Origin of the sequence: Corynebacterium sp. HMSC073D01, assembly GCF_001815555.1 — a bacterium.
Taxonomy (GTDB): domain Bacteria; phylum Actinomycetota; class Actinomycetes; order Mycobacteriales; family Mycobacteriaceae; genus Corynebacterium; species Corynebacterium glucuronolyticum.
On sequence record NZ_KV821013.1, the window covers coordinates 131512 to 157600 of the forward strand.

General features: G+C 57.2%; 15 protein-coding genes. 7 read left to right on the forward strand and 8 right to left on the reverse strand.

Features of this window, described 5'->3' with window-relative positions:
• The first annotated feature begins 21 nt into the window (after window positions 1–21).
• The 3 genes from hutI to HMPREF3044_RS00830 all read left to right on the forward strand — a co-directional run bounded on the left by hutI (window position 22) and on the right by HMPREF3044_RS00830 (window position 5743).
• Complete coding sequence (gene hutI, locus HMPREF3044_RS00820; protein WP_070738942.1) at window positions 22–1215, forward strand: imidazolonepropionase; 1194 nt, start codon at window positions 22–24, stop codon at window positions 1213–1215.
• Between the two features lie 462 nt (window positions 1216–1677).
• Window positions 1678–3699, forward strand: coding sequence for a cation:proton antiporter (locus tag HMPREF3044_RS00825; RefSeq protein ID WP_070738943.1), 2022 nt, complete (start codon window positions 1678–1680; stop codon window positions 3697–3699).
• A gap of 430 nt (window positions 3700–4129) precedes the next feature.
• On the forward strand, window positions 4130–5743 hold the full coding sequence (locus tag HMPREF3044_RS00830) for a metallophosphoesterase family protein (protein ID WP_070738944.1): 1614 nt from the start codon (window positions 4130–4132) through the stop codon (window positions 5741–5743).
• Window positions 5744–6669: 926 nt separating this feature from the next.
• Here the strand turns inward: HMPREF3044_RS00830 and pepN are convergent.
• Window positions 6670–9288, reverse strand: coding sequence for an aminopeptidase N (gene pepN / locus HMPREF3044_RS00835; RefSeq protein WP_070738945.1), 2619 nt, complete (start codon window positions 9286–9288; stop codon window positions 6670–6672).
• Between the two features lie 68 nt (window positions 9289–9356).
• Entirely contained in the window at window positions 9357–10493 is a 1137-nt protein-coding gene (locus HMPREF3044_RS00840; protein ID WP_070738946.1) for a lycopene cyclase family protein, read from the reverse strand.
• Window positions 10494–10873: 380 nt separating this feature from the next.
• On the opposite strand from HMPREF3044_RS00840, the gene HMPREF3044_RS00845 reads away from it, so the two are divergent.
• Complete coding sequence (locus HMPREF3044_RS00845) at window positions 10874–12505, forward strand: ABC-F family ATP-binding cassette domain-containing protein (RefSeq protein WP_005390019.1); 1632 nt, start codon at window positions 10874–10876, stop codon at window positions 12503–12505.
• A 153-nt stretch (window positions 12506–12658) separates the two neighbouring features.
• On the opposite strand, the gene HMPREF3044_RS00850 is transcribed toward HMPREF3044_RS00845, so the two are convergent.
• Window positions 12659–14044, reverse strand: a complete 1386-nt coding sequence (locus HMPREF3044_RS00850; protein WP_005390020.1) for a PFL family protein — start codon at window positions 14042–14044, stop codon at window positions 12659–12661.
• A gap of 10 nt (window positions 14045–14054) precedes the next feature.
• Window positions 14055–14321: an ACT domain-containing protein gene (locus tag HMPREF3044_RS00855; RefSeq protein WP_005390022.1), complete on the reverse strand. Its 267-nt coding sequence runs from the start codon at window positions 14319–14321 to the stop codon at window positions 14055–14057.
• Between the two features lie 223 nt (window positions 14322–14544).
• Between HMPREF3044_RS00855 and HMPREF3044_RS00860 the strand changes: the two genes are divergently transcribed.
• The gene (locus tag HMPREF3044_RS00860; RefSeq protein WP_141759612.1) at window positions 14545–15060 is read left to right on the forward strand and encodes a DUF4112 domain-containing protein; all 516 of its coding nucleotides are present in this window, start codon (window positions 14545–14547) and stop codon (window positions 15058–15060) included.
• A gap of 144 nt (window positions 15061–15204) precedes the next feature.
• Here HMPREF3044_RS00860 and HMPREF3044_RS00865 read toward each other — a convergent pair whose 3' ends face one another.
• From HMPREF3044_RS00865 to can, 4 genes are all read right to left on the reverse strand, one after another.
• Window positions 15205–16656 (reverse strand): amino acid permease, encoded by a 1452-nt coding sequence (locus HMPREF3044_RS00865; RefSeq protein WP_005390025.1) that lies wholly within the window; start codon window positions 16654–16656, stop codon window positions 15205–15207.
• Between the two features lie 129 nt (window positions 16657–16785).
• Window positions 16786–17496 (reverse strand): glutamine amidotransferase, encoded by a 711-nt coding sequence (locus HMPREF3044_RS00870; RefSeq protein ID WP_005390026.1) that lies wholly within the window; start codon window positions 17494–17496, stop codon window positions 16786–16788.
• A gap of 47 nt (window positions 17497–17543) precedes the next feature.
• Entirely contained in the window at window positions 17544–18104 is a 561-nt protein-coding gene (locus HMPREF3044_RS00875; RefSeq protein ID WP_081446516.1) for a TetR/AcrR family transcriptional regulator, read from the reverse strand.
• A 368-nt stretch (window positions 18105–18472) separates the two neighbouring features.
• A complete protein-coding gene (can, locus tag HMPREF3044_RS00880; protein WP_005393986.1) occupies window positions 18473–21289 on the reverse strand; it encodes an aconitate hydratase in 2817 nt (938 codons plus the stop codon).
• Between the two features lie 905 nt (window positions 21290–22194).
• Here can and HMPREF3044_RS00885 point away from each other — a divergent pair.
• Together HMPREF3044_RS00885 and HMPREF3044_RS00890 are read left to right on the forward strand one after the other, a co-directional pair.
• Entirely contained in the window at window positions 22195–22680 is a 486-nt protein-coding gene (locus HMPREF3044_RS00885) for an Rv1476 family membrane protein (RefSeq protein WP_232621843.1), read from the forward strand.
• A gap of 1460 nt (window positions 22681–24140) precedes the next feature.
• Window positions 24141–25967, forward strand: a complete 1827-nt coding sequence (locus HMPREF3044_RS00890) for a DIP1281 family NlpC/P60 protein (RefSeq protein ID WP_070738947.1) — start codon at window positions 24141–24143, stop codon at window positions 25965–25967.
• Window positions 25968–26089 lie beyond the last annotated feature (122 nt).

Consider the following 26089-nt stretch of genomic DNA (forward strand, 5'->3'; position numbering starts at 1 on the left):
CCTAGCCGGAAGGAGCCACTCGTGGCAGCCAACTCAGTACTATTTACCGGAATCTCCGAACTCCGCACCGTGTCCAACGGAACCCTCGAGAATGCCGCTCTTGCAGCAGAAAACGGGCAGATCACGTGGGTCGGTGAGGCTGCGGAGGCACCGGAGGCCGCCGAAGTCATTGACCTCGGAGGACGGGCGGTGATTCCTGGCTGGGTGGACTCGCATACGCACATGGTCTTCGATGGCGACAGGTCAGCCGAGTTTGAAGCGCGGATGGCTGGTCAATCCTACGAAGCCGGTGGCATCCGCACGACGATGGAGGCTACCCGACAAGCGTCCGAGGAGCGTCTCCGCAAGTTGGTGTGTGGGCGGCTGGCCGCCTGTCATGCTGGAGGTACGACCACCGTCGAGACGAAGACCGGCTATGGGCTGACGATTCCGACGGAGGTCTTGGCGGCAGAAATTGGCGCAGAACTCTGCGACGAGGTGACCTTCCTCGGTGCGCATGTGTGCCCTCCCGAAATGGACCAGTCAGACTATGTCGAATTGGTAGCAGGGGAGATGCTGGAAGCTGTCGCCCCTCACGTGGGCTGGATTGACGTCTTTTGTGAGGAGGGAGCCTTCACTTACGAGGAGTGCAAAAAGATTCTTGAAGCCGGCAGGAAGAAGGGCCTCGTGCCCCGTGTGCACGGTAATCAGCTCGGTGAGGGCCCCGGCATCGCGCTCGCTGTCGAGGTAGGGGCTGCATCGGTCGACCATGTGACATTCCCCTCAGATCAGGATGTGGAGCTGCTTGCCGGATCGGATACCGTAGCAACGATTCTCCCTGGTGCGGATATCTGCACTCGTCATCCACTGGCCCCTGCGAGGAAGCTTCTCGACGCCGGCGTAACCCTGGCTATCGCTTCAGACCTCAACCCGGGAACATCCAACACCAGCTCTATGAACTGGTGTGTGGGCACCGCCGTTTTGCAGGGCTACCTCTCGTTTGATGAGGCCCTTGCTGCTGGAACCCTCGGCGGTGCGAAAGCTCTGCACCGCAACGAGGTCGCTGGTGGCCTGGATGCATCCGGGCGGCCAGCGGTAGGCACCCTCTCTGTCGGTTGCGCGGCTAACCTTCACATCCTCAACACGTCTCACGCGGTTGATCTGGCGTACAGGCCAGGTATGCACTTGGATTACGCAACGTACATCGGTGGTATGTGCGTGTATTCCGCCGAGTAGGGATCGTTCTTAGGAGCCACGCTTCAGGCTCGCTCCTCGGGATCGCTCTTACAAACCGCGCTCGTTTCCTCGGAACATGCAGCGAGCGCGGATGCTGTGTGCACCCATGATCTGCGGCTCATCGTGCTTCTGATCTGCGGCACCACCGTGCATCCACTTCCTGTTGATCGCTGTAGCCGCTGTCAATCATGGTGCACAGACCCGACGGCTGTGCTGCGAGATCCAAAACAAATGCTGCAGCATGTTTGGTGGGTGGCTGCGGCATGCCGCCTGCACGCAGTCGCTGTGGCAGCATAATCCACGCAGCTATGGGAAAAGACGAGTAGTTTTGGGGGCCGGAGGCAGGAGTGCAGGTCTCCTGGCCCCGGAAAGAGACAGAAAAACCATGCGTGGCTGCTGGGCAGCTGTAATCGGGAGTAGTACTCTAGACTAGGTACACGTGCCGAACGTAAGGCGGAATTCATGCAAGCTCTCGAACTGATCCTCGCCCTGTTCACAATCATTCTGGTCTCGTCAGTTCTTGATCAGGTAATGACGCGGTTATCCCTGCCTCTTGTACAGATTGCCATGGGCATTGTCGGCGCGCTCATCATTGGGGAACCCTTTAAGTTGACCTTTGATTCCGAGCTCTTCCTCGTCCTTTTCATCGGTCCATTGCTTTACGACGAGTCGCAGCACGTGGTTAAGCGGGCGCTCATGAAAAACGCGGGAGCCATTCTCTCCCTCGCCATCGGACTCGTCGTAGCTAGCGTTTTCGTCGTCGGCTTCACCCTCCAATGGATTGTCCCGACGATCCCCTTAGCAGCAGGTCTCGCGCTCGGAGCCGCGCTCGGCCCGACGGATGGTGTGGCTGTATCTGCGTTGTCGAAATCAACGAAACTCAGTGGTCGTCAGCAGGCTCTCCTTTCTGGAGAATCCCTCATTAACGATGCTTCTGGTATCGTGAGTTTCCAGTTCGCAGTCGGCCTCGCCGTGACAGGCATCTTTTCCATCAAAGATGCGGCCACCACCTTTGCAGTTTCCTTCGGTGGAGGACTGCTCTTCGGCATCGCCATGGGCATCGTGGTGGTTCTCATCCAAAGGGCGGTACGCGGAATTGGTATGGAATCCACGGTGTTCCACGTCACCTTCGAGATCCTTACTCCGCTGTTTATCAACTTGCTGGCGGAGAAGCTTGGCTTCAGCGGAATCCTTGCAGTTGTGGCTGCTGGCCTCTTTATCGCCCTCATTCCCACGCGGAGTACGGTCTACGCGGCTCGTGTATCCCTCGTCTCCCAAGGAGTGTGGGAGGTCATGTCGTTTGTCCTCAACGGCATCGTGTTCGTGTTTCTGGGGTCACGCCTACCAAGCATTTTCACCCACTCGTGGGAGGCGACCACGAAGCCGTTGTCGCTGCTTACGGCAGTGTTCGTACTCACGGCAATGATTACGCTGCTGCGATTCGTGTGGATCGTGGTCCTTGACCTTAACGCCCGGCGCCGAACCCCTGGCTCCGTGCCTGCCTCGCTGACAGACCTCATTGTCGCCTCGCTAGCCACAACGTTGGGCGGTCCCAAGGGAGCAGTCACGTTGTCCATCGCGTTGACGCTTCCACACTCACTTGTCGGCATCGATGGATTGCACATCAGGGATGAACTACTCTTTCTGGCATCCGGAATCATTCTTTGCACGCTGCTGCTCGCGAACTTTGTTCTCCCAGTCCTTGCTCCCGCCGAAGGGACAGGAGATAACGAGCGGGACACTGAGGTTCGGGTGAAGGTGAAGGAACGCCTCATTTCCGCGATAAGCGAAGAACTTGGTCCCAAGCATCCTCACGCCGTCTCCTTCCTCATAGCGCGTTATAACCGGGAGATCGCCGAGTTGACGATGGGTGAGGAACTTGAGGAAGCTGTCGGCGAGCAGCGTGCAGATCTCCTCGTGCAACAACTTGATTATCTCGATAATCTCTTTGCGGAGGGTGAGCTTACTGAGGCCATTTACACTCCCATGAAGCAGGCAAATGAGCGCATGCTCCGGGCTCTCAAGGAGCGTCAAAAGCGCCATGGACGGCGTAAGAGGGTTCTCCTTAGGCTTGCTCGTGGCTTCAGGGATCGTTTTGGCAAGCGAGGTGTGGAGAAGCGCCAGGCTGTGCCGACGGATATTCGTGCAGCCCGCCAGGAACTGGCACGCTTTTCCCTCGCTTACTTGTCTCACCTCGACCCGAAGACGGACGCGGCGCAAAACGCCATTCACTATCTCATTGCTGAGAACCAACGTTTCCTTCTGCTTGCAGACCAGCTTCAGGCCCGTAGAGAAGAAGGAAGCTCTCGCGTGATGTCTTTGGCTGAAGAACAGGATTTGCTCGAGGTCGAGGCACTTCGGTTGGAGCTCGGATGTATCCAGGAGCTTCGTGAGGCCGGCGAAATTACTACCGCTGAGGCTGCGACACTTCGTGACGAGGTTTACCTTTTGCAGATGAACCTCTCCGACTACGGCGCGCATTAGTGCTTCGACAACATGGTATCAACAAAGACCTGCAGATACTGCAAGGTCTGCAGGGCCTGCAAGGTTCGAGTTTTTGAGCAGGTCCTGCAAGGGTTGAGTTTTTGAGCAGGCCACAACACTAGGACAGCTTGTTCTCGCTGTTTGTCCTGGCGGCCGGATTATCCAGCAGTAGCATGTCTTCGGCTTCTGGAGGAGTTCGGCGCTACCCGCGTGGCCAGCGGGCAGTGAAAAGCGTGCTCCGTGGCCGGACAGAGAGTGCATATTGGTTTCTGCGGGGGGATCCCAAATGAGCCCAGTGCCAAGAAGTGCGGTCTTTTGGTTTCACCTCAATGCCATGCGGCGTTTTTCTTCCTGTAACCGGCTGGTCACCTCGGCAGATTAGGCTATCAACGTTTTGATCCAATAGCTTTGTCGGAAAAGAAAGAATCGCATGCGCACATCCTTCCTTTCAGCTGTCGTAGCCCTCTGCCTGCTCGCATCTCCCGTGTCGGCACAAAATCTCTCCTCGGGCCGGGTGGACGGGCTTTTGAGCTCACTGTCCTGGGAAAACTCCTCATCTGCTCCCAGCCAATCCAACGGTTCGTCGGGTGCGGCTGGCTCTGCCGATGCCGCAGCAAACCCCGACGCATCGACACCAATCACCGATCCTGTTACCGGCGGCACTTGGATGGAAGACTTCGAAGATCGCACGGGTTGGACTGTCCATACCAATGTTCTTCACTCCGGGGAAAAACGCTGGGAAGGGTGGAACTTCGCCACGATCCGTGACTGGACGTGGGCCGTGGGCACAGACAAGCGTCACTACTTCACGCGCGGTGACGGAAAGGTGGCAATAGCTGAGAGTAAGCACCACCGTTTGAAAGCGGGGGAACAGATGACGACGGAACTGACCTCCCCATCAGTCCCTGTCACTCCTGGTGTGGCCTACCAGCTTGAGTTCGATTCGCATTACCGTCAGGGATCGAGCGACAACACAGCAAAGGTAGTTCTGACGTTTGATACGGGCGAATCCAAGACGGTTCGGGAGTTTACGAAGGATTCCTTCTCCACCCACGAACAAGTCGGGTTTACTGCTCCCAGCGGTGCACAATCTGTTAGCGCGACGTTCGTTTACGGGAATGCGCAGGACGATTGGTTCTGGGCGATCGATAACGTCACCGTCACCACACCACTACCTGCGGATCCGGGTACGCCTACCGCAGTCGTCGATATTATCTCCGACACGCATAACGAGAAGAAGTACGGCGATGTGATTGACTTCCTCAACCGGCAGCCAGACCCTGCTGGCGCGATGGTAGTCAATGGGGACTATGTCGATATGGGCTACGCGGAAAACTATGCCAACTTTGCTGCTGATAGAGCTGCGCATCCGCATGCTTCAGGCAGGGAATACTTTACGATCGGTAACCATGAGATGCTTGGCACGGACGGATCGGATACGTTCCTCCACCGTTACTTGGATATGACCAAGCAGGATCACGTATGGCGTGAAGAAGTTGTCGATGGTCAACCGCTGCTCATGATCTCGACCGAGTTTTACGATGATGTCGCCCGCGACGGAAAAGAGCCCTATGTGGTGCTGTCCGATGCGCAGCTAAATTGGCTCAAGCAGCGTCTCGATTATTGGGAAGGGAAAGGAAAGACGGTCTTTCTCTTCAGTCACCTCGTCCTTCCATACACGGTGACGAGCACGCATTCGCCTTGGTACGGAAATGATTTCGCGGAATTGGGCAAGCTGAATAAAGTCCTCCAAGGGCACGACAACATTGTTATGTTCACTAGCCATACGCATGCTTCACTGACTGCAGGGGATTGGTGGGGTGTCTACCGTGGAGCGGACAAGCACGGTTTCCCGGTTGTAAATACTGGCGCCGTAAAAAACGCAAATCTTCCGGATGGTGACTATGATGAGGAGGTCGATCCCGCACTACCGCAGACAACGGGGCTCCGCGTCAAAACCTATCCTGACCGTGTCCGTGTTGAGGCATGGGACTTTGAAAAGCAGGAAATGATTCGGTTCCATGATTTCCCGATCCACTCGTAGACTCTTGCTGGAGGGATCATTTTCCAACGTGTAGTTTTCGCCCGCTGCACGGTTAGAAAAGGTGATTAGTGAAGGTTGAGAATCTGGTTCGGTTTTTCGCTTTACTTACGTCTGTGCAGTAGCCAGTTTCTACTAGCGTGTATTTGTTGAGGCTTCACATTTTGAGATGTCACAATCTGGCTAGCAGATCGGAGCTGGTAAATCTGAGCTGGTAGCGGACACCCGGGCGGGGCCCGGGCGGGTACGCATGGGATCTCACATCCCTTTCTAGTCCACTTTGTATGCTTGAAAGTAGCTTGTCGACGCCCTGTGGTCTCCGTTTCTTCAACAGTTTCAGGGCTCATTAGCACCTCGAAAGCTGCTGCTGTTCGCGCCTCGTGCGGACTCTAAGAAGTGAAGAAGCACCGATCACTAGTGGCGAGGGGCGCGTGCCACAGACAGCAGCCACTTTTTGGCCGCTTGAAGCAGTGACTAAAGTGTCCGCAATAGAATACTGGTAGCCGGAGACGAAGCGCATGGAAGTTCACCGCTACCAAGGCGTGCACAGAGGAGAATCTCTGCACGAAGGTCTTTTTATGCTGCCGAGAAGTTGGGGTGTCTTCGGACGAGCCAGGTGCGGATCCTGGGCGGGGGAAAGGGAAGTCGATGGAAAGGGAGAGTGAAAGTAAACGGCAGGGAGGTAGACGAAGGAGGAAAAATTACGGAAAAGGCGTACCCAGACTATCTGAGTACGCCTTTGATGACCGGATTCGTGCAGTGGCCGAAAGCAAGGAACGTTGTCGCTTTTAACCCGTGCGAAAACGGCGTGCGCTTAGGTTAAGAATCCACGATGTTCCTGCTATGCCCGCCGGAACCAACAAATAGCGCTGGGACGACCATCGCTGGCAACATGACTGGGCCAGCAGGAACTCTCGTTTTCAGCGCTGCTATTTATCAGCTTCGCGGTTGCGCAGCGCGCGCTGGAGCCGATCCTGGCCTTCGGCGATAACGCGGTGGAGTGCTGCAGGGTGCTCGGAATCGAGGACAACCTGTGCCGTGTCGACTGTCTCCTGTGACGTGGCGTAGTAGGGGAAGAGGCCTTCGACCATTTGCAGCGCGGTCTCCGAGCTGAAGTTCTTCCACATGCGTGGAGCCAGTGCGAAGTAGTCCTTGGCAAACGGTTCGAGGAGCGGAGCAGATCCTGCAAAGGTGAGGCCCTCCAGCTTGTGCCTGCGCTCCAGGTTGCTCATGGAGCGTGACGTATCGGTCAGCTCCTTCCACACAGCGGTCTTCACGTCCTTCGTGGGGATAGCAGCCCCGGCGCGCCACGCAGAGTTCTGCCCGGAGGCAAGCTTGTCCTCTTCTCGCATCGCCCGGATCTTTTCCTCTGGGGCGTTGATGTCGCCGGCGGCGATGAGGGCAGTAAGGGCCTTCCACTTGAGTTCAGCATCGACCTCAACACCGTCGATGGAGGGCGTTCCCTCGAGGATTGAGCGGAAGAATTCCTTCGCCTCCTCGGTGGGGGTGACAGAGAGGAGCTGGTTGACGAAGGCGACCTGGCGGAAGTCGCGGGTAACCTTTGCTCCTTCGAGCAGGGTCGTTGCCAGGAGGGCGTTGCCCTCTGCTTCGACCCACTCGGGGTCGGAGTAGCGGGTGACGGCCGTCGTCGCCTGCGCCAGGATTTGGCCGAGGACGGCGGTTTCCTTCTCTACCGGGGCGCCACGGCGAACAAGCTCGACGAAGTCGCGGCCACGCATCTTTGTGTTGCGGACCATCTGCCAGGCCGCAGACCAGCACAGTGCGCGGGCCATCGGGTCCTCGATGTCCCCAATGTGTTCCTGGACAAAGGAGAGGGATGCCGGGTCGAGCTCCATGATGGCGTAGGTCAGATCGTCATCGTTGACCAAGACGAGGTCGGCTGCATCCTTACCGATGAACTCGCTGACTTCCTTCGATGCCGAGTCGATGTCTACCTCAACCCGGTCGGTGCGGGTGACCTTCCCGTCGATAAGCGAATACAGACCCACACCGATACGGTGCGTGCGGAACTCACCGTTACCCGGCTGGGCCCCATCCTGCTCAACGGCGAAGGACGTGTACTTTCCGTCCTCTACGGTAAAGGCCGGGCGCAGCGCGTTAACACCGGTGGTCTTCAGCCACTGGTGAGCCCAGTCAGACAGGTCGCGGCCAGAAGATTCCGACAGCGACTGGAGAAGGTCATCGAAGGTGGCGTTGCCGAATGCATGGCGGGCGAAGTGCAGGCGGACGCCGGCGAGGAAGGCATCCTGGCCAACGTATGCCGCCAGCTGCTTCAGCACGCTCATGCCCTTGGCGTAGGTAATGCCGTCGAAGTTCTGCTCCACGGCCTCAATATCGGAGGCATCGGTGGAAATTGGGTGAGTAGTGGGAAGAGTGTCCTGAGCGTAGGCCCAAGCCTTCTCTACCGAGCAGTAGGTAACCCACGCCGTCTTGTACTTGGTGTTGGCGACCATCGCGGTGGCGGCAGACCAGGTGGCAAAGGACTCGTTGAGCCACAGGTCATCCCACCACTGCATGGTGACCAAGTCGCCGAACCACATGTGGGCCATTTCGTGCAAAATAGTGTCGCAGCGGCGCTCGTAGCGGTACTCCGTCGGCTTGGATGTGAAAACGTACTCATCGCGGAAGGTCACGCAGCCGGCGTTTTCCATCGCGCCCATGTTGTATTCAGGGCAGAACACCTGATCATATTTGTGGAACGGGTACATGACACCGAAGACCTGATGGTAGAAGTCGAATCCCTGCTTCGTCTGATCGAAGAGAACGTCGGCATCCAGTGCCTCGGCGATCGACTGCCGGCAGTAAATGGATAGTGGAATGGTCAGTTCGTCTGCCTGGCCGACGTGCGGGCCGTATTGGCCTTCGGGTGTCTCGGGATGCTTGGTCAGGGGTCCCGTCCAGGAATCCTTGACCTCGAAGTACGGGCCAGCGATGAGGGCGACAAGGTAGGTGGACAGGCGGTAATCAATAGTTGAGGTGTGGGTGGCCTTGCCGTCCCTCACGTGTGTCTCAACAGGTGCGTTGGTGACAATGACGAAGTCATCAGGGGTGACGACGGTCAGATCGTATGTTGCCTTTAGATCCGGCTGGTCGAAGCAGGCAAACATGCGCTTGGCGTCGGCGGCCTCGAACTGTGTATACATGTACACGCGGTTATCGGCGGGGTCGACAAAGCGGTGAAGTCCCTGACCGGAGTGGGAGTACACAGCATCAGCGGTGATCTGCAGGGTGTGCTCGCCTTCAGTCAGACCGGTTAGGACAATGCCGTGCTCCTCGTCGTAGCCGGCATCGTTGAGAGTCAGTGCTTTGGCGGTGATGTCCTCACCGTCGAGGAGCACCTCGGTGACGTTTTTTGCACGCAAGTCAATGAACGTGTCGCCGGACTTTTTCACCTTGAAGCGGGCTGTGGTGATGGAGCTGAAGGTTTCCTCGCCGGTGGTGAGGTCGAGGTGAATGGTGTAGTGCTCGACGTCGAGCATGTCACTGCGGTGTTGTGCCTCTTTCTTTGTGAGGTTAACCGAGGTCATGGGTATCCTTTCGTGTCCAGTGAGTGCGTGCTGCGGCAGCATAAAAAGCCTGCCTCTTGTTCTGTGGCCTAACTGGTGGCAAAAGCGCGTACAAGCTTCGCTTTGTCAGTGCTATCGCGTAAACCAATCCAGATGCGAGCCATCCCCTTAAGGGTAGCGCTTGGATGTCCCAAAATGAGGAAGTTTCGGGCCAGATCTGGGGAGAGCGTGAACACAGATTCAATCACGTTTCGGCGGGTTTCCAACGGAAGCGCGAGAAGACAGGTGAGACAGCGCTGAGACAATGCTTCATCTGCGCGGAATCTCCTTGTCTGCCAGGGAAATAGGGGAGACGGAGAAACAGCTTCCTGGTCACCTCGCACGGAACAAGCAGTGGTTTTCCCCAGTCTGGCAAAGCGGTCTAGAATGCGTGTCTCGGAACGTTGCTGATGGTGGCTGCGAGCCTCCAGTGCGTCGAGGGTGGGATCCGTAAAGCGAAACGACGTGGCGATGGAGTAGCCAGTAAACGGATTGATAAAACCAGCGCGGGAGCCATAGGGGACATGCGGCCCTGTGTACGCTCGAGGGGCCAGAGGAATGAACACGTTGGTGCCAGTGTGGCCGTTGCTGCAAGCGCCGTCATTGTTACCGCTACTGCTACAGTTGTTGCCCCTGCGCCCTTTACTGGGAGTTCGCGTGGCAAGGATGGTGTCCTGCTGGAGGTAATCGCCGTTTGCCAGCGGCACCGTGTAGAGAAAATGATCCGGTTCATCTGTGCGGAAGTCCATGAACACTGTCTCGTGATGACCCCGCTGGTAACTATCAGTCGCAACCTGGACTGGCGTTCCGCTGGAAAAGAGGTCCCGCGTACCGCGTGCGTCGATGACAATGTCTGCTCCTAAGTCCTCGGCGGTGACGCTATCGGCATCGACGGCTTCGCGGTGAACGGGAAAAGTCGTAAGCGCCTTCCATACACGGGGATTGTCAAGGACGAGATAGTCGCGGTTGAGACAGATCCGCTGCCTGTCGTGTGTGTAGACGACAGGTGAAGAAACGGATTGCTCTGGCAGGGATGCCGCCCAGTGGGGGAGCTCATCGGCAAAAACGCTGAGGACATGCGTCGGTGGTGGTTGCGGATCCCACCCGGCCACCTGCCACCCGCGTACCGACGCGCGGTGTGCGATGGCGAGACCAGCGGGGCCTAGTCCGATAACGGCGAGTTTCATGGCTTGATTGTAGGTGCCACATGCGGGGACGTGGCAAAATACTGCTTCTACACATGCCTCTGCACGCCGAAGTGGAGATACTCCAGGGACAACGCTTCTGGGCAGCGAGTTCCTATGCACGGTGGTCTTCGGTGCGGGGTGTGCGCACTGAAGTCAGATGTCGATGCCACAATCCGATGTCACAATCCACAGTGCATCCAAATGGTCCGCCATCTGTTTCGCCCCTCCCAGGTCCATGCGCCCGTCGGGAAACATCAACGAGGCGACAGAGTGCGCTGTTTAGGTGCAGTATCGATATTGCGTAGCGATGGCGCCTTCGCCCTCAGGCACCTGCCGTCGTGGCTAGGGGTTGCTTTGGCGGTGTTGTACACTGTATCGCCGTGATTGTTACGCAGGATTTAGAGGTACGTGTCGGTGCCCGGACACTTCTGACGGCTCCGGGGCAGCATCTTCGTGTGCAGCCCGGCGACAGAATCGGGCTGGTGGGCCGCAACGGTGCGGGAAAGACCACCACCATGCGTATTCTCTCCGGAGAGACGGAACCCTGGCGGGGTTCTGTCATGCGTTCCGGAGATATCGGCTACCTGCCACAGGATTCCCGCGAAGGAAATATTGAGCAGACGGCACGTGACCGCGTCCTTTCCGCCCGTGGCCTGGGGGAGATTAAGACCTCAATGGAGCGCCAGCAGGAGATCATGGAGACAACCATGGACCCCAACAAGCAGGCCAATGCCATTAAGAAGTATTCCCGGTTGGAGGAACGCTACCACTCCCTCGGCGGTTACGAAGCAGCAGCAGAAGCTGCACGGATCTGCGACTCCTTGGGGCTTCCGGCCCGTGTACTCGACCAGCCCCTGAAGACGCTGTCCGGTGGTCAGCGCCGACGCGTGGAGCTGGCGCAGATCCTCTTCGGATCCACGGCTGGTTCCGGGAAGTCGACGATGACTCTGCTTCTCGACGAGCCGACCAACCACCTGGATAGTGACTCAATTTCCTGGCTACGTGAATTTCTCCGCAAGCACGAGGGCGGACTCCTCATGATTTCCCACGACGTGGAGCTTCTCAAAGCCGTGTGCAACAAGATCTGGTTCCTCGACGCTGTGCGTGCTGAGGCAGACGTGTACAACATGGGGTGGGACAAGTACGTTGATGCCCGGGCAACGGACGAAGCGCGCCGCAGGCGGGAGCGCGCCAACGCGGAAAAGAAAGCTGCTGCGCTGCTCAAGCAGGCGGATAAATTGGGCGCGAAGGCGACGAAGGCCGCCGCAGCCAAGCAGATGCGGGCGCGCGCAGAAAAGATGGTTGCCCGGACCGATGAGGTACGTCAGCACGACAAAGTCGCCCATATTTCCTTCCCGGATCCGGCTCCGTGCGGCAAAACCCCGCTTAATGCCACAGGCTTGACCAAGATGTACGGCTCGCTTGAGGTGTTTGCGGGCGTGGATCTCGCCGTGGATAAGGGCTCCCGTGTGGTGATCCTCGGCTTCAACGGCGCAGGTAAAACGACGCTGCTGAAACTTCTCGCCGGTGTTGAGCGCACCGACGGCGAAGGCGGTATCGTCCGCGGTCATGGCCTGAAGATTGGCTACTTTGCCCAGGAACACGACACCATCGATCAAAATGCGACGGTGTGGGAAAACACGATAGCCGCCTGTCCCGATGCCGACGAGCAGCAGCTGCGCAGTCTGCTCGGTGCCTTCATGTTCTCTGGCGACCAGCTGGAGCAACGCGCGGGAACTCTCTCGGGCGGTGAGCAGACCCGTCTCGCGCTGGCCACGCTTGTTTCCTCCCGTGCCAATGTTTTGCTTCTCGACGAGCCGACGAACAACTTGGATCCTGTCTCGCGCGAGCAGGTGCTCGATGCGCTGCGCACGTACAAGGGCGCCGTCGTCCTCGTGACGCACGACCCAGGTGCTGTGAGGGCGCTTGATCCTGAGCGTGTCATCATCCTGCCTGATGGCACCGAGGATCTGTGGAACGATGAGTACATGGAAATCGTCGAGCTGACTTAGCTCTTTGCCGCCGTGTCCAGGAACTTATGTGGCTCCGAAAGATGAAGCGATGAGGAAGTGCGTTGTTTATAAAAAGGCTGCAGCCGAACGAAAAAATTCGGTTGCAGCCTTTTTCTTTGTGGCCGTCGCCGCGCTATATAAGGGCTCTACAAACTAATTGCGGAACCCGTGGACAGGCGCGGGGATGAACCCGCCACGGGAGACGAAGGCTTCTGCCGATTTCTGGCCCACCTCGATGACCGGTGCGTAGCCCAGGAGACCGCCGAAGTCCACGTCGTCGCCCACGGTGGCACCTGGAACGGGGATAACGCGGACTGCGGTTGTTTTATGGTTCATCACGCCGATGGCTGCCTCATCGGCAATCATCGCGGAAATCGTGGAGGCCGTCGTGTCGCCCGGAATCGCGATCATGTCGAGCCCGACAGAGCAAATGCACGTCATAGCCTCGAGTTTCTCGATCCGGAGAGTACCTGCCCGGACGGCATCGATCATGCCCTTATCTTCAGACACAGGGATGAATGACCCCGAGAGACCACCAATGCGCGAGCAGGCCATGAGACCACCCTTCTTTACGGCATCGTTAAGCAGCGCCAATGCTGCCGTCGTGCCGTGGGTACCGACCTGTTCCAGGCCCATGTGCTCAAGGATGTGGGCGACGGAGTCGCCCTGTTCAGCCGTAGGCGCAAGCGAGAGGTCGACGATGCCAAACGGCACGCCAAGTCGCTCCGAAGCCATCGTGCCGACGAGCTGGCCAGCACGGGTGATCTTAAAGGCAGCGCGCTTAATTTCCGCCGCCACCTGATCGAGTGTGGCACCCTCCAGCGTGCCGATGGCACGATCGACGACACCGGGGCCGGACACCCCGACATTGATCACCACATCGGCTTCTTCCACGCCGTGGAAAGCTCCTGCCATGAACGGGTTGTCGCTGACTGCATTGGCAAAAACAACGAGCTTCGCGCAGGCGATAGCAGAGGCATCCTTCGTGGCTTCGGCGGCATCCTTGATCACGGTGCCAAGCAGCTTCACAACATCAATGTTGATACCGGCGCGGGATGAACCGACGTTGACTGAGCCACACACGATATTTGTTTGTGACAGTGCTCGTGGCATGGATTCTATGAGGCGCTTTTCGCCTGCTGTCAACCCCTTGTCGCACAGTGCGGTGTAGCCGCCGATGAAGTCGACTCCGACTTCAGCAGCAGCCTTATCCAGCGCCTCTGCGATGAGAACGGGATCACCGTCAACGGCGGTCGCGAGGATGCCGACTGGGGTGACAGAAATGCGCTTGTTGACAATCGGAATGCCGAGCTCGTCCTCAATTCCCTCACACACGGGAACCAGGTCGTGGGCGGTGCTGACGATGTGCTCGTAGACCGCGTCGGCGGTCTCCTGCATCGTCGTGCGAATGCAGCCAAGGAGGTTAATGCCCATGGTGACAGTACGGATATCGAGTCGCATCCGCTCAACCATGTTGATCGTCTCGAGGATGTCCGAGGAATTGGTTACTAGGGGAGAGGCATGTAGCGGTGTATTCATAACAGGTCCCCTATACACGGTGCATAGCGGTGAAGATGGCCTCGGACTGGACGCGGATCACGACCTTTTGGCTATCTCCCACTCCGGACATGTGTTCTTTAAGGTCAGCGATGTTAGTACCGTCGTCACATTCCCCATGCAAAATCATGGTGAAGTAGCCATCCATGATCGTCTGGCTGATGTTCAAAATATTCACATTCTTTTCTGCAAGTGCCGTGGTTACGGCGGAGACGATGCCAGTATGATCTGGGCCCGTCACGGTGATAATCGCGATCATGAAAAATGAGTATAACCCCCTGACGTGAGAATTATGCATTGGGGGATTCTTCGCTCAAGCGACCATCCTGTTCGTGCGCACACCATACGAGGGTAGTAAAGGCGTGCACAACAAACGAGGGTAGGACGTGCGCACAACAAACGAGGGTAGGAAAGGCGTGCACAGGGCGGACCCAATTCGCTCCGATTAGCTTCTCGCGCCCGTGTGCTTTACATTGGCCACCGTGAAGGAATTTGATGACCTACCCGTTCAAAAGGATGAGCCCGTCACGCGAGCACGGCAGCGCCACGGCGGAACCTCACGTACACTCGCCTGGCTTCTCGACGATCTCATCACCATCCCGGGCACGAACCGTCGCGTCGGACTTGATCCACTCGTGGGGCTCGTCCCCGGCGCCGGCGATATTCTCACCATGGTTGCAACTGGTTCGACGCTTATCGACGGCCTCCGGTACCGGGTCCCATTACTGGTTCTGCTCAGGATGATTGTCAACATGGGGCTGGACTCACTCATCGGAAGCATCCCCCTTGTCGGTGACGCGTTCGACTTTTTGTTTAAGGCAAATCGGCGCAATGTGGCGCTTTTGGAAAATGCGATCGCCGATGGAAACCAGGCCAAGATGAGTGCGAAGAGGTACTTCATTGTGGTGGGAGTCCTTGTTGTCCTCGCATTCGTAGCCGTCCTCGCTCTCATCATTTGGCTCATCGCCTTCATAGTTGGACAGATCGGCTGGTTCTAGAGGAGGTGGCGAGCAGATCCATTTTCTTTTGGTCTCGCTTCGCATCGTCTCGCTAGGGGTAGACACACGGAAGGGGCCTCGTTACAACAGGTAACGGGGCCCCTTCTGCGACGGTGGATGGAGACGTCGAAAAGCGGAGATAACCTACCAGTTCTTGTTCCGTTCAAGATCAGCCTCAGTCGGCTTCACAGCTGGAAGACCAGTGACGAGCTTGTGGATGCCCCACAGAGCAAGGAACACAGGAATTCCGAGGTAGGGGGTGAGTATTGCCAGGAAGTCCTCTCCTGCAGCGACAGGACCGATCGCCTGCCCGATGACGACACCGAAGCACAGCACGAGCGCCACGATTGCACCGAGCGGGAAGAAGGGACTCTTGTAGGGGAGAGATTCCAGCGGAACGTTCTGAGCACGGAGAGCCAAACGGAATTTATAGTGCGACCAGGAGATGCCGATCCACGTGATAAAGCCCGCGAGAGCGGAGAGGGTGAGCAGGAAGGTGTAGGCTGTGCCGTCTCCAACAATGGAGGTAATAAAACCGGTCATACCGACAACCGTCGTTGCACACAGTGCGCGAAGGGGCACTCCGTGGGATGTCAGCTTGGCAAAGAATTGTGGAGCCTGCCCCTCGGTGGCCAAAGCGTACAGCATGCGCGTGGAAGCGAACAGCCCTGAGTTACCGGCGGAAAGTACCGACGTTAGGATCACAGCGTTCATGAGAGCAGCGGCGAAGGCAACGCCAACGCGGTCAAAAACAAGCGTGAACGGGGAGATCGCGATGTTCGATTCCGAAGCGTTGAGCAGGTTCGGATCTGTGTACGGAATGAGGAAGCCGATGACTGCGATGGCTCCAATATAGAAGATCATGATGCGCCAAAAGATCGTGCGGATTGCCTTCGGGATTGTTTCCTCAGGATTCTCCGCCTCCCCCGCAGCCACACCCACGAGCTCTGTCCCCTGGAAGGAATAACCTGCGGCGATGAACACCATGAGGATACCGAAGCCGCCGTTAACAAAGGGAGCCTCGCCTGTGGTCCAATTTTCTAGCGCAGACTCCGCGCTGAAGAAAATTCGGATGATCATGAAGGTTCCCAAGGCCAGGAACACTAACACGGTGACGACCTTGATAAGTGCGAACCAGAATTCACTTTCACCGTAGGCCCGTGAGGAAAGCGCATTGATAAGGAATATCGCAGCTAGGAAGACTACCGACCAAATAATCGATGGCACCTCCGGGAACCAGTACTTCATCACAAGTGCGGCAGCGACAAGCTCTGCAGCAACGGTGATCGCCCAGTTGAACCAGTAGTTCCACCCCATGGCGAAGCCGAAGCTGGGGGAGACGAACCGGCGTGCATACTCCTGAAACGAACCGGCTACCGGGAGGTAGGCAGCCATCTCACCAAGGGACTGCATGATGAGGTACACCATAATGCCGATCAGTGCATACGCCACGAGCGCGCCACCAGGACCAGCCTGAGAAATAGTCGTGCCCGAGGCGACGAAAAGGCCGGTACCGATTGCGCCACCGATAGCGATCATATTGAGGTGCCGGGCTTTCAACCCCCTCTTAAGCTGGCTTTCCGCCTGTTCAGTCATAGTTAAGTCACTTTCCGCGTGAGGGTAGATAATCTATTGATTGTCGGTGTGTTTGTGCCGAATGTCAAAGAGCACCACCCGCCACCCTTGGGAGAAACGATTCGAGTGGGTGCATGAAGGAACGGCAAGCTACTGACAGTAACGGACAAACGAGGCTAACAGCCCATTTGAGTACGTGGTATCCACCGTGGGAAGGGTGGCCACGATTGCGTCGTAGTCCTCCTTGTGGAAGTACCCGTAATCCATGTAGAAGTTCATTCGAATCTGCATGGATGCAGGATCCATCTCGGCGTGGAATTGGGCTGCCCACGTGTGTTCCCCGTACCGGAAAATCTGCACGGGGCAGGTTGGCCCCTCGGCGAGGAGAACACACGACGAGTCGAGCAAAGTGATGTTCTCGGTGTGCCCCGTCAGTGCCTGGAACGTATCAGGGAAAGAGGAAAGCAGGGGATCCCTCTTCCCATCTTCTGTCAGGTGGACGACTGTACCCCCCGATTCCTCGGGGTGGGTGCGCCCGACGCTTCCACCAAGTTCGGACGCGACGAAACCAGCACCGAAACAGATAAAGATTGAAGGGAGCTCGCAATCAATGAGTGTACGGAGCTGCCCCATAATGTGAATCTGTTTGGGGGTATGCAGCTTGTCGGTGATATTGAAGGGGCTGCCACCGACGATGACGCCGTCGTAACCGTCGAGGGGTGGAAGGACATCCTCTGTGCTATCCAGTTGCACCTGGGTGAGTTCGTCGCGGCTCAGCCCTGTGGCCTGGAGGAAATCCTTATACTCCTGCGCGACAACACCGTCACCGGTGCGCGGCGACACTAAAAGGAATGAAGACATGCAGGATATCCTACTTGTCCCTCATTTCGGCTTTGCTGTGGGGTGAACTAGTTCTCACGCACAGCACGCTCAGCCAGCCCCAGAACGTCCCGGAGGAGATCCGGATCTTCTCCCATCGACAGTCGCGAGATAAGCCCGTCCAGGATCGTCTCAAGGAATGCGCGATGGACCTCTACACCATGCGCATCCCGATGAGACTCTGAGGGGGTGGATGCGAGACGTTGACGCAGAGCCGAATCGACGATTTCCTGTTGGTCCTGCCAACGCTCCCGGAACCCGGGATCCGTGCGGACAAGGCGAACGACTTCCAACCGAGTAGCAAGCCAATCGTGTCGTTCGGGGTGGTCGAGAATCTCATGCATGACTTGTACTAATCCGGCGGAGGAAATGACGTCGGCCTGTCGCTGTGCATCCTCTCGGGCGAGGGCGAAGAAAAGCCCCTCCTTATCGTCGAAATGGTGGAAGATTGCACCGCGGGACTTTCCCGTTGCCCCTTCCAAACGGCGAACGGTGGCTCCTTCGTAGCCATATTGGCCAAAACAACGGCGTGCTCCGTCGAGTATTTCTGCTCGGCGATTATGCAGATCTTCTTCGGAAACGCGTGGCACGATGTGTAAAACCACCTTCTAATTCGGGTAACAGTATTGATTAACTTAGTGAAGTGTCAGTTTGGCGTGGCGCAACACCCGCCGCTTGACGCGTTGATCAGCAAGTTGTCGGGATAATCCGGTGCTGGGAGCGAGCGACATCCGTGGGGGACCTGAAAGTCTCAGATGTGGCAGTCGCACGATTCGGCACTGATCAAAACGAAAGAATACAAAATGCTCCACGTGCGTCGGTTTGTGGGGAGTGGATGGAGAGAAAATGAACAGGAAAGGGGGAGACGGGGCTTTCCGTCTCCCCCTTTCCTGCTGTATAGAAGCGTGCGGATGTCAGCCGTGAGCTGGTATCACACACTCCGGACTAGCTGCAGAGATTACTGCTCGCCCTTAGCCATGGAACGCAGGACGTACTGCAGGATGCCACCATGTCGGAAGTAATCGGCCTCACCGGGTGTATCGATGCGGACAACAGCGTCGAATTCGACCTTCTCACCGGACTCCTTCGTTGCAGTCACGTGGACGGTGGAAGGAATCTCGCCGTCGTTAAAGGCCGTGACACCGGTGATGTCGAACGTTTCCGTTCCGTCGAGGCCGAGGGACTCGTGGGACTCACCAGCTGGGAACTGCAGCGGGATGACACCCATACCGATGAGGTTCGAGCGGTGGATGCGCTCGAAGGACTCAACGATAACGGCCTTTACACCGAGGAGGTTAGTGCCCTTAGCGGCCCAGTCACGGGAGGAACCGGAACCGTATTCCTTGCCACCGAGGACAACGAGCGGGGTGCCGGCCTTCTTGTAGTTGACAGACGCATCGTAGATGAATGCCTGCGGGCCACCCTCCTGGGTGAAGTCGCGGGTGTAGCCACCAGCAACGTCGACAAGCTGGTTGCGAAGGCGGATGTTTGCGAACGTACCACGGACCATGACCTCGTGGTTACCGCGACGGGAGCCGAAGGAGTTGTAGTCTTTACGCGCAACGCCCTTGGAATCGAGGTACTGGGCGGCCGGAGTGCCGGGCTTGATGGCCGAGGCGGGGGAGATGTGGTCGGTGGTGACCGAATCGCCGAGCTTCACCAGGACACGAGCGCCGGAGATATCCTGAACAGGCTCCGGATCCTTCGGCATACCGTCGAAGTACGGTGCCTTGCGCACGTAGGTGGAGTCCTCGTCCCATGCGAAGGTGTCGCCTTCCGGGGTATCGAGGTTCTGCCACTGCTCGTCACCCTTGAATACGTCGGCGTAGTCAGCCTCGTACATTTCGCGGGAGATAGCGGACTGGATGGTGGATTCGATTTCCTCCGTCGTCGGCCAGATGTCCTTGAGGTAGACGTCGTTGCCTTCCTTGTCCTGGCCCAGGGGCTGGGACTCGAAGTCAAAGTCCATCGTGCCCGCGATGGCGTACGCGATGACGAGCATCGGGGAAGCAAGGTAGTTCATCTTCACATCGGGGGAGATGCGACCCTCGAAGTTGCGGTTACCGGAAAGAACTGCGGTAGCAGCGAGATCGTTCTCGTTGATGGCCTGCGAAACCTCAAGAGGCAGCGGGCCGGAGTTGCCGATGCAGGTGGTGCAACCGAAGCCAGACAGGTAGAAACCGAGCGCTTCAAGGTCCTTCCACAGGTCCGCACGCTGGTAGTAGCCGTCGACGACCTGGGAGCCGGGAGCACAGATGGTCTTAACCCACGGCTTAGAGGTGAGCCCCTTCTCCACGGCCTTACGTGCAACGAGGCCAGCGCCGATCATCACGGACGGGTTGGACGTGTTCGTGCAGGAGGTGATGGAAGCGATGGCGACCATACCGTGGTCGAGGGTGTACTCGCCGCCGTTCTGGGAGGTGACGGTGATCGGGTTCGACGGGCGGCCCTTCGCACCCACAGCGAGGGTTTCGCCGTGTCCCTCACCAGACTTGTTCAGATCCGTGACCTGGACGTTGTCCTCGATGTTGCCACCCTCGTCGGCCATCCGCTTGGCGGGCTTGGAATCGTCCATGCACACCTCATCCTCGGTGTAGTTGGCGAGGTCCTTGCGGAACTGCTCCTTGGCCTCGCTCAGCAAGATACGATCCTGCGGTCGCTTCGGGCCAGCGATGGACGGGACAACGGTAGAAAGGTCGAGCTCGAGGTACTCGGAGTACTCGGCTTCTTCCGTATCGTCATCGAGCCACATGCCCTGGGCCTTTGCGTATTCCTCCACGAGAGCGCACTGCTCATCGGAGCGTCCGGTCAGCCGCAGGTAGTCGATCGTAACCTCGTCGATGGGGAAGATCGCACACGTGGAGCCGTACTCAGGGCTCATGTTGCCGATCGTGGCACGGTTAGCAAGCGGAACCTGCTTCACGCCACTGCCGTAGAATTCAACGAACTTCTGCACGACTCCGTGCTGACGCAGCATGTCCGTGACGGTGAGCACGACATCCGTTGCGGTCACACCTGCGGGGATCTCGCCCGTCAGCTTGAAGCCGACGACCCGCGGGATAAGCATCGAAACGGGCTGGCCAAGCATTGCGGCCTCGGCCTCGATTCCGCCGACTCCCCAGCCGAGGATGCCCAGGCCGTTTTCCATCGTGGTGTGGGAGTCCGTACCGATACACGTATCTGGGTACGCGAGTCCCTCGTTGTCGAAAACGAGGCGTGACAGGTACTCGATGTTCACCTGGTGAACGATGCCCGTTCCCGGAGGAACAACGCGGAAGTTAGAGAAGCTCTTGGAGCCCCAGCGCAGGAACTGGTAGCGCTCCTCGTTGCGCTCGTACTCAATCTTTACGTTCTCGGCGAGGGCGTTCTGGTCACCGAATGCCTCCACGATAACGGAGTGGTCGATGACCATTTCTGCCGGGTTGAGCGGGTTAACCTGATCCGGATTGCCACCCAGATCCTTCACAGCCTCGCGCATCGTGGCAAGATCCACTACACAGGGGACACCCGTGAAGTCCTGCATAAGAACGCGGGCCGGGGTGAACTGAATCTCCGTGGAAGGTTCAGCCTTGGGGTCCCAATTGGCGATTGCCTTGATGTGTTCTTCGGTGGTGTTCTTGCCGTCTTCATTGCGCAGCAGGTTCTCACCAAGAACCTTAAGCGAATACGGGAGTTTCTCCATCCCCGGGACAGCGGAAAGCGCGAAGTAATCGTAGGTTTTGTCACCTACGGTTAGCTGCGTTTTTGCCCCAAACGAGTTCTTTGAGGTAGCCATAAGCGTTTAACAGACTCCTTATGTCGATCTTCACCAGTGCACTATTTTCACATGAGGCCAGTAAACCGGCGGTTTGGGCCATTGAAGGCTGCATCCGGTCTCGGTTCTGGGCTACTCCACCGGCAGGCTGTTCGGCGAGACACCGCAGTAGTCGAACTGGCTCACTACAAACAATAATAACAGTACGGGCGTTCTGGTTCTGGATGTGGGGCTAAACGTGGCTAAATTCACGGATTTCCCCCTTTGTCTAGCCCCGTGTGGGGTGGATTTCCCACGTTTTGAAGCCTCCGCTCTCAGAATTGCTGGTGATCACACCCCCACAGCGTTCAATGTTGCGGGGAATGAGACGGCCCAGCAGCGGGTACTGCAACCGCACGGGCGCGGTAACCGATTGCCGGCCCATAAAGTTAGCTGAAAAGCTAGCCCGCAAAGCCGCTCATATTTATCCCATCCCGAAGCACACCAGAAGATGGAGCCACCAATACCAAAAAGACAGTGGACTAAAGGGAGGACTAATAGAAAGTGGCCTGAGAGAATAAGACCTTAAAGTATTAAAGGGACAGCGGGGGAAAGAATAAAGGAGGAAAGAATAAAGGAGGAAATAGGAGAAGGAATAAACGGGAGAATAGCTATGTGGTGATCTGTGGACCCACGGGAGACCAGTGATAAGCGACATCAGCGACATGTCTAGGCCGGTCTGCGATGTCGGCATGCGATGTCGGCTGGCGACCCGCTAGAATAGGGCAACCAGGGGCACCTGAAAGGCTGTCCCGAAAGACCGCCATGCATGATGGATCCGCTGCGGTGGAATGACTGCAGGTCTGTGTACTGTGGTCTTGCTGACGTTGACCGGCAGCGCTACAAGTAATCGACAGCATGTGAACAAGACGGAAAGAGAGCTGGTAGTGATTCCAGAGGACGTGGATATCAATGAACTGGTTCATGAGCTCGATGCTGATGGCGTATACATTGGTTCACTTGCGGATCAATACCCAAGCATGGAAGAGCAGCTCATCGCTGTCACACAGAAGGCTGAAGAGCAAGGGATCGGCGATATGAAAATCGCCTTCATTGACCAAACGCCCGCTCATACTGCTGATTTACGAGATATTGCGCAGGAGTTACTCAACAACACGGGGGCAGATCTGGTCCTTGTTCGTAATCCGATGTCTGGTGCCGTCGTCTCCACTGATGTCTCCCGTGCGACTCTTGAGGCTGCTCAGTATCATTTCCTTGCCGATCCCGATTACGTACGCGCCTCTAACTTCTTCGTCGATTATGTGTCATCCAGTAGTATCCCGTGGGCGCTCGTTGGAATCGTCGTTCTCATTGGGCTAGTGCTGGTTGCTGCCGGTACCTGGTTCTTCGCCCGCCGTTCGCGGCCTGCCTAACAAGATCTCCTCGCCGGAGAAATATTCCGTTAGCAGATAAAACAGCCACCTCGTGCATGCAACTCATGCATGCGGGAGCGATGAGCCAGAGCGGTACCGAGTGGATTTGCTCGATTCGATTTCTTCGCTGACTATTACGTGCTTGATTTACTCGTTACGACCAGGCCCCTTCGGGCAAATGATGAAAGTGTGCGTGTTGCTGGAGCAGGAAAGGCACGTGAGGCTGGGGGACAAAGGGCGTTCAGATAAGGGGATAGGAGTGCAGCTAGTGAGCAGCGACGGCATTCACGGTTGAGCACGCTCAACGCCCACAAAAAGAAGACCATGTATCACCAACATGGATCATCAGTGTGGAAACTCGCCCCACGAGTAATGCACATCACAGCCCCGCTGGAGGGCTTAAGAAACACTCGTCGCTAAAAGCAACGTTCGCGGTTCGCGTAATGGTGCGGGCGCGGTCGCGTTGTGGTGTGCCGCAGTGTGCCACAGCCAAAAGTTCGTCAAGCCTGAAACCTTTACAATTGCAGCGAGAGAGTGACGGCCAGTGCTCGCTATACCTCTCGCACCAGTGGGAGCTGGAAAAAATATAGCCGGAAAAACGGCCACAAACCGAGCTCCGCATGGCCTGCTGACGCGGAAGCAAGAACACACCCTTTACCAAAAACTCTCAAGTTTAAGTTCAAGGTTTAACGGCGCGTCGCCATTATAGTGACCAAAATCACATAACGACTTGATAACGGAAAGGTGCCAGGTAGAACGGGTGTTGGTCATGTTTCGGAGTTTGCCTTATGTGAAAATCGTGGTTGACGTTCCCAAATTTGACCAAAGTGAATTAACCTAAGCGTAGTCGGCTCACGAGGCGACGAATAACTCAACAAAATCAACCATCACTTGCGATACATAGTCAGGTTCATGTACTTGACTTGAGTGATTTGGGAGTAGCACTTTCGGCCAGTGGGGAAGCTTGCATGAAAGGCACAACCATTTCTCGCATGGCGGTTGCAACACTGAAGCAGGTTTTTCACCGGGATTCACGAAGCGTACATACTCTCGCTGAGTGAGCGAACGTGGAAGAACGGGCGAGTTCCGTGTAGCGAGGCCGTCATATTTTCTTACCCAGTAGCGCACGTGGGGTGGGCTTGTGAGCTACGCGTCTAATCGGGGAACCGGCGATTCCTGCACACGCGTGTACGGCCTGTGCTTCGCAGTTTCTGGTCTGCGATCCCGCACAGTACAGCGCGCACAATAACTGAAGCCTTGTCAAGATTGGACGATGTCGGGTCTTTTCACCGTGAGTACGCGTCTTACGCGCAACTGCGGGCTGTACTCCAGTGGTGGTGGGTGTTCTTGCACACCACATGCTGCTGGTACAGCCGGGGTATGCTCACGGCGCGGTCGAACGCGCGCTGTGAAAGGTCGGTCTCCATCTCAACGAGGTTTCGAAAGTAAGAGGAGACCTCGTGGTTTGCTTTTCTCCAGTCCGTCGACTGAAAAAACGCGCCGTTTCAATCGGTGCGGTGAGCATCATAACGATGATGGCTGCTACCAACGTACCTGTTGCATCGGCCCAAGATATCGATGCCAGTCAGCTGACACAGTTGGCGACTCAGCTATCAAGCGCCGTTTCAGACATTTCCGCGCTTGAGGCTCAGATGGGTGGCCTGCAAGAAGCCGTTAATCAAGCCCTCGTGGATCTGAAGGATGCACAGATCATTGCCGAGGCGGCCCGGCAAAATGCTGCAGCGGCAAATCAGGAGCTTGATGAGGCAACGTTGGAGGTCTCCAACGCCCAAGATCGGCTCGACGAACTAGCTCGCACCGCCTATCGACACGGCTCAACAAGTGCACACTCATCGATGCTCTCATCCAGTAGCGATGCCAAGCGTGAGCTTGACAGGTTCACATTCCTACGACGCCAGACGGCAGAACAGCGCGGTGTCGTTGATGCGCTGGATGCAGAACGGACAAAGAAGGCCAACAAGGAGTCCGCTCTTCGCGCAGCTCAACAAGAGGCTGAGCAGCGAGAACGGGATGCGCTCGCGGCGGAACAATCTGCCAAGGATGCAATTGCGCAGCATACGCTCGAGTTGTCTGCAAAGCAGAACGAGCGGCAGCAGCTACTCGATCAGGCCCGCGAGGTAAAACAGGAGATCGATCGGCTCAAGGGGCTACGCGCGGGTGAGACGAATGAGATCGGCGCGCAGGTTCTTCCCAGCAATCAAGGCGTGACCGATCCAGGTGCTGATACTGCTGCTCCGGCTCCGATCCGCGAGGCAGACCAGGCGGCGAGTTCTGCAGCGCCCCAACCTGAGACAGGCTCGGATGCACCAGGGTCTTCCGCAGCTCCTCAGGCCGACAATTCCAACGGTGGAGCCACGGCAACCGCAAATGGGAACGTGGATGCACAACTGGTAGGTGGAGCAGCCGATGGGGAACAGGGTTCGTCCGCCTCAGGGTCTAGTGTTCCGGAGGTTGCAGATCGCGTAGGCGGCGGGGCACCGGCTCCTCGTGAGATTGATTACTTGCAGCTGGCCAACACCGCAGTTAACACCGCTCAAGCTGTTGTTGATTCTGGTCTCCTGGATCCGGGAACACTGGATGACCCCTTTAAGACAGTCGATGCCCTCGGCAACGTACTCCCTGCTCTCTCCGGTTCCTCCTCATTGAGTTCCACGACGGCTGATGTCGCCTCGGGCAACGGTGGTACCTCTGGCAACGCCACGACGGAGTCGGACCTGCTCGATGCCCTGACTAATTTGGGCAATTCCGGTCTCTCGGATGAGCCGAATGGAGCCGGAAAGTACTTGGATCTCGGCACCATGGAGGATCTCTCCGACAAGGCGTCGTCGGCTATCACCGGCTCAAAGAATCAACGCATCGAGACGGTTATTGCCCGTGCGAAGAGCCAGCTTGGTACTCCCTACGCGTGGGGTGGCGGTAATGCATTCGGCCCAACAAAGGGAATTCGTGACGGTGGAGTCGCGGACACGTATGGCGACTACAACAAGGTTGGTTTCGACTGCTCCGGGCTTGTGCTTTATGCCTTTGCCGGTGCTGGCATTGCCCTTCCGCACTACACTGGCTACCAATACCAGCGCGGAACCAAGGTAGATATCAGCCAGATTCAGCGCGGCGACCTGCTCTTCTGGGGGCCATCAGGAAATCAGCACGTGGCGATTTACCTTGGTGACGGCCAGATGATCGAGGCACCACAATCAGGTGGAGTTGTGCAGATTAGCCCTGTTCGTTACGGTGGCATGGCCCCCAACGCCGTACGCCTCATCTAGAAAGGCACCTCAGAAAGCGCGACGGGCGGGGCCCGACGAGCCGGAGGAACCGACTTCCGGAGGGGCGTCGAGAAGCTAGATAGTAGGGAAACGATGGTCTCAGTGACCATCCGCCAACAAAC

What these genes read in the sequence shown, in the direction of transcription:
- pepN (WP_070738945.1), bottom strand. Translation starts at nt 9,288, where the DNA reads ATGACCTCGGTTAACCTCACAAAGAAAGAGGCACAACACCGCAGTGAC.
- HMPREF3044_RS00830 (WP_070738944.1), top strand. Translation starts at nt 4,130, where the DNA reads ATGCGCACATCCTTCCTTTCAGCTGTCGTAGCCCTCTGCCTGCTCGCA.
- HMPREF3044_RS00865 (WP_005390025.1), bottom strand. Translation starts at nt 16,656, where the DNA reads ATGACTGAACAGGCGGAAAGCCAGCTTAAGAGGGGGTTGAAAGCCCGG.
- HMPREF3044_RS00840 (WP_070738946.1), bottom strand. Translation starts at nt 10,493, where the DNA reads ATGAAACTCGCCGTTATCGGACTAGGCCCCGCTGGTCTCGCCATCGCA.
- HMPREF3044_RS00870 (WP_005390026.1), bottom strand. Translation starts at nt 17,496, where the DNA reads ATGTCTTCATTCCTTTTAGTGTCGCCGCGCACCGGTGACGGTGTTGTC.
- HMPREF3044_RS00850 (WP_005390020.1), bottom strand. Translation starts at nt 14,044, where the DNA reads ATGAATACACCGCTACATGCCTCTCCCCTAGTAACCAATTCCTCGGAC.
- HMPREF3044_RS00825 (WP_070738943.1), top strand. Translation starts at nt 1,678, where the DNA reads ATGCAAGCTCTCGAACTGATCCTCGCCCTGTTCACAATCATTCTGGTC.
- HMPREF3044_RS00855 (WP_005390022.1), bottom strand. Translation starts at nt 14,321, where the DNA reads ATGATCGCGATTATCACCGTGACGGGCCCAGATCATACTGGCATCGTC.
- can (WP_005393986.1), bottom strand. Translation starts at nt 21,289, where the DNA reads ATGGCTACCTCAAAGAACTCGTTTGGGGCAAAAACGCAGCTAACCGTA.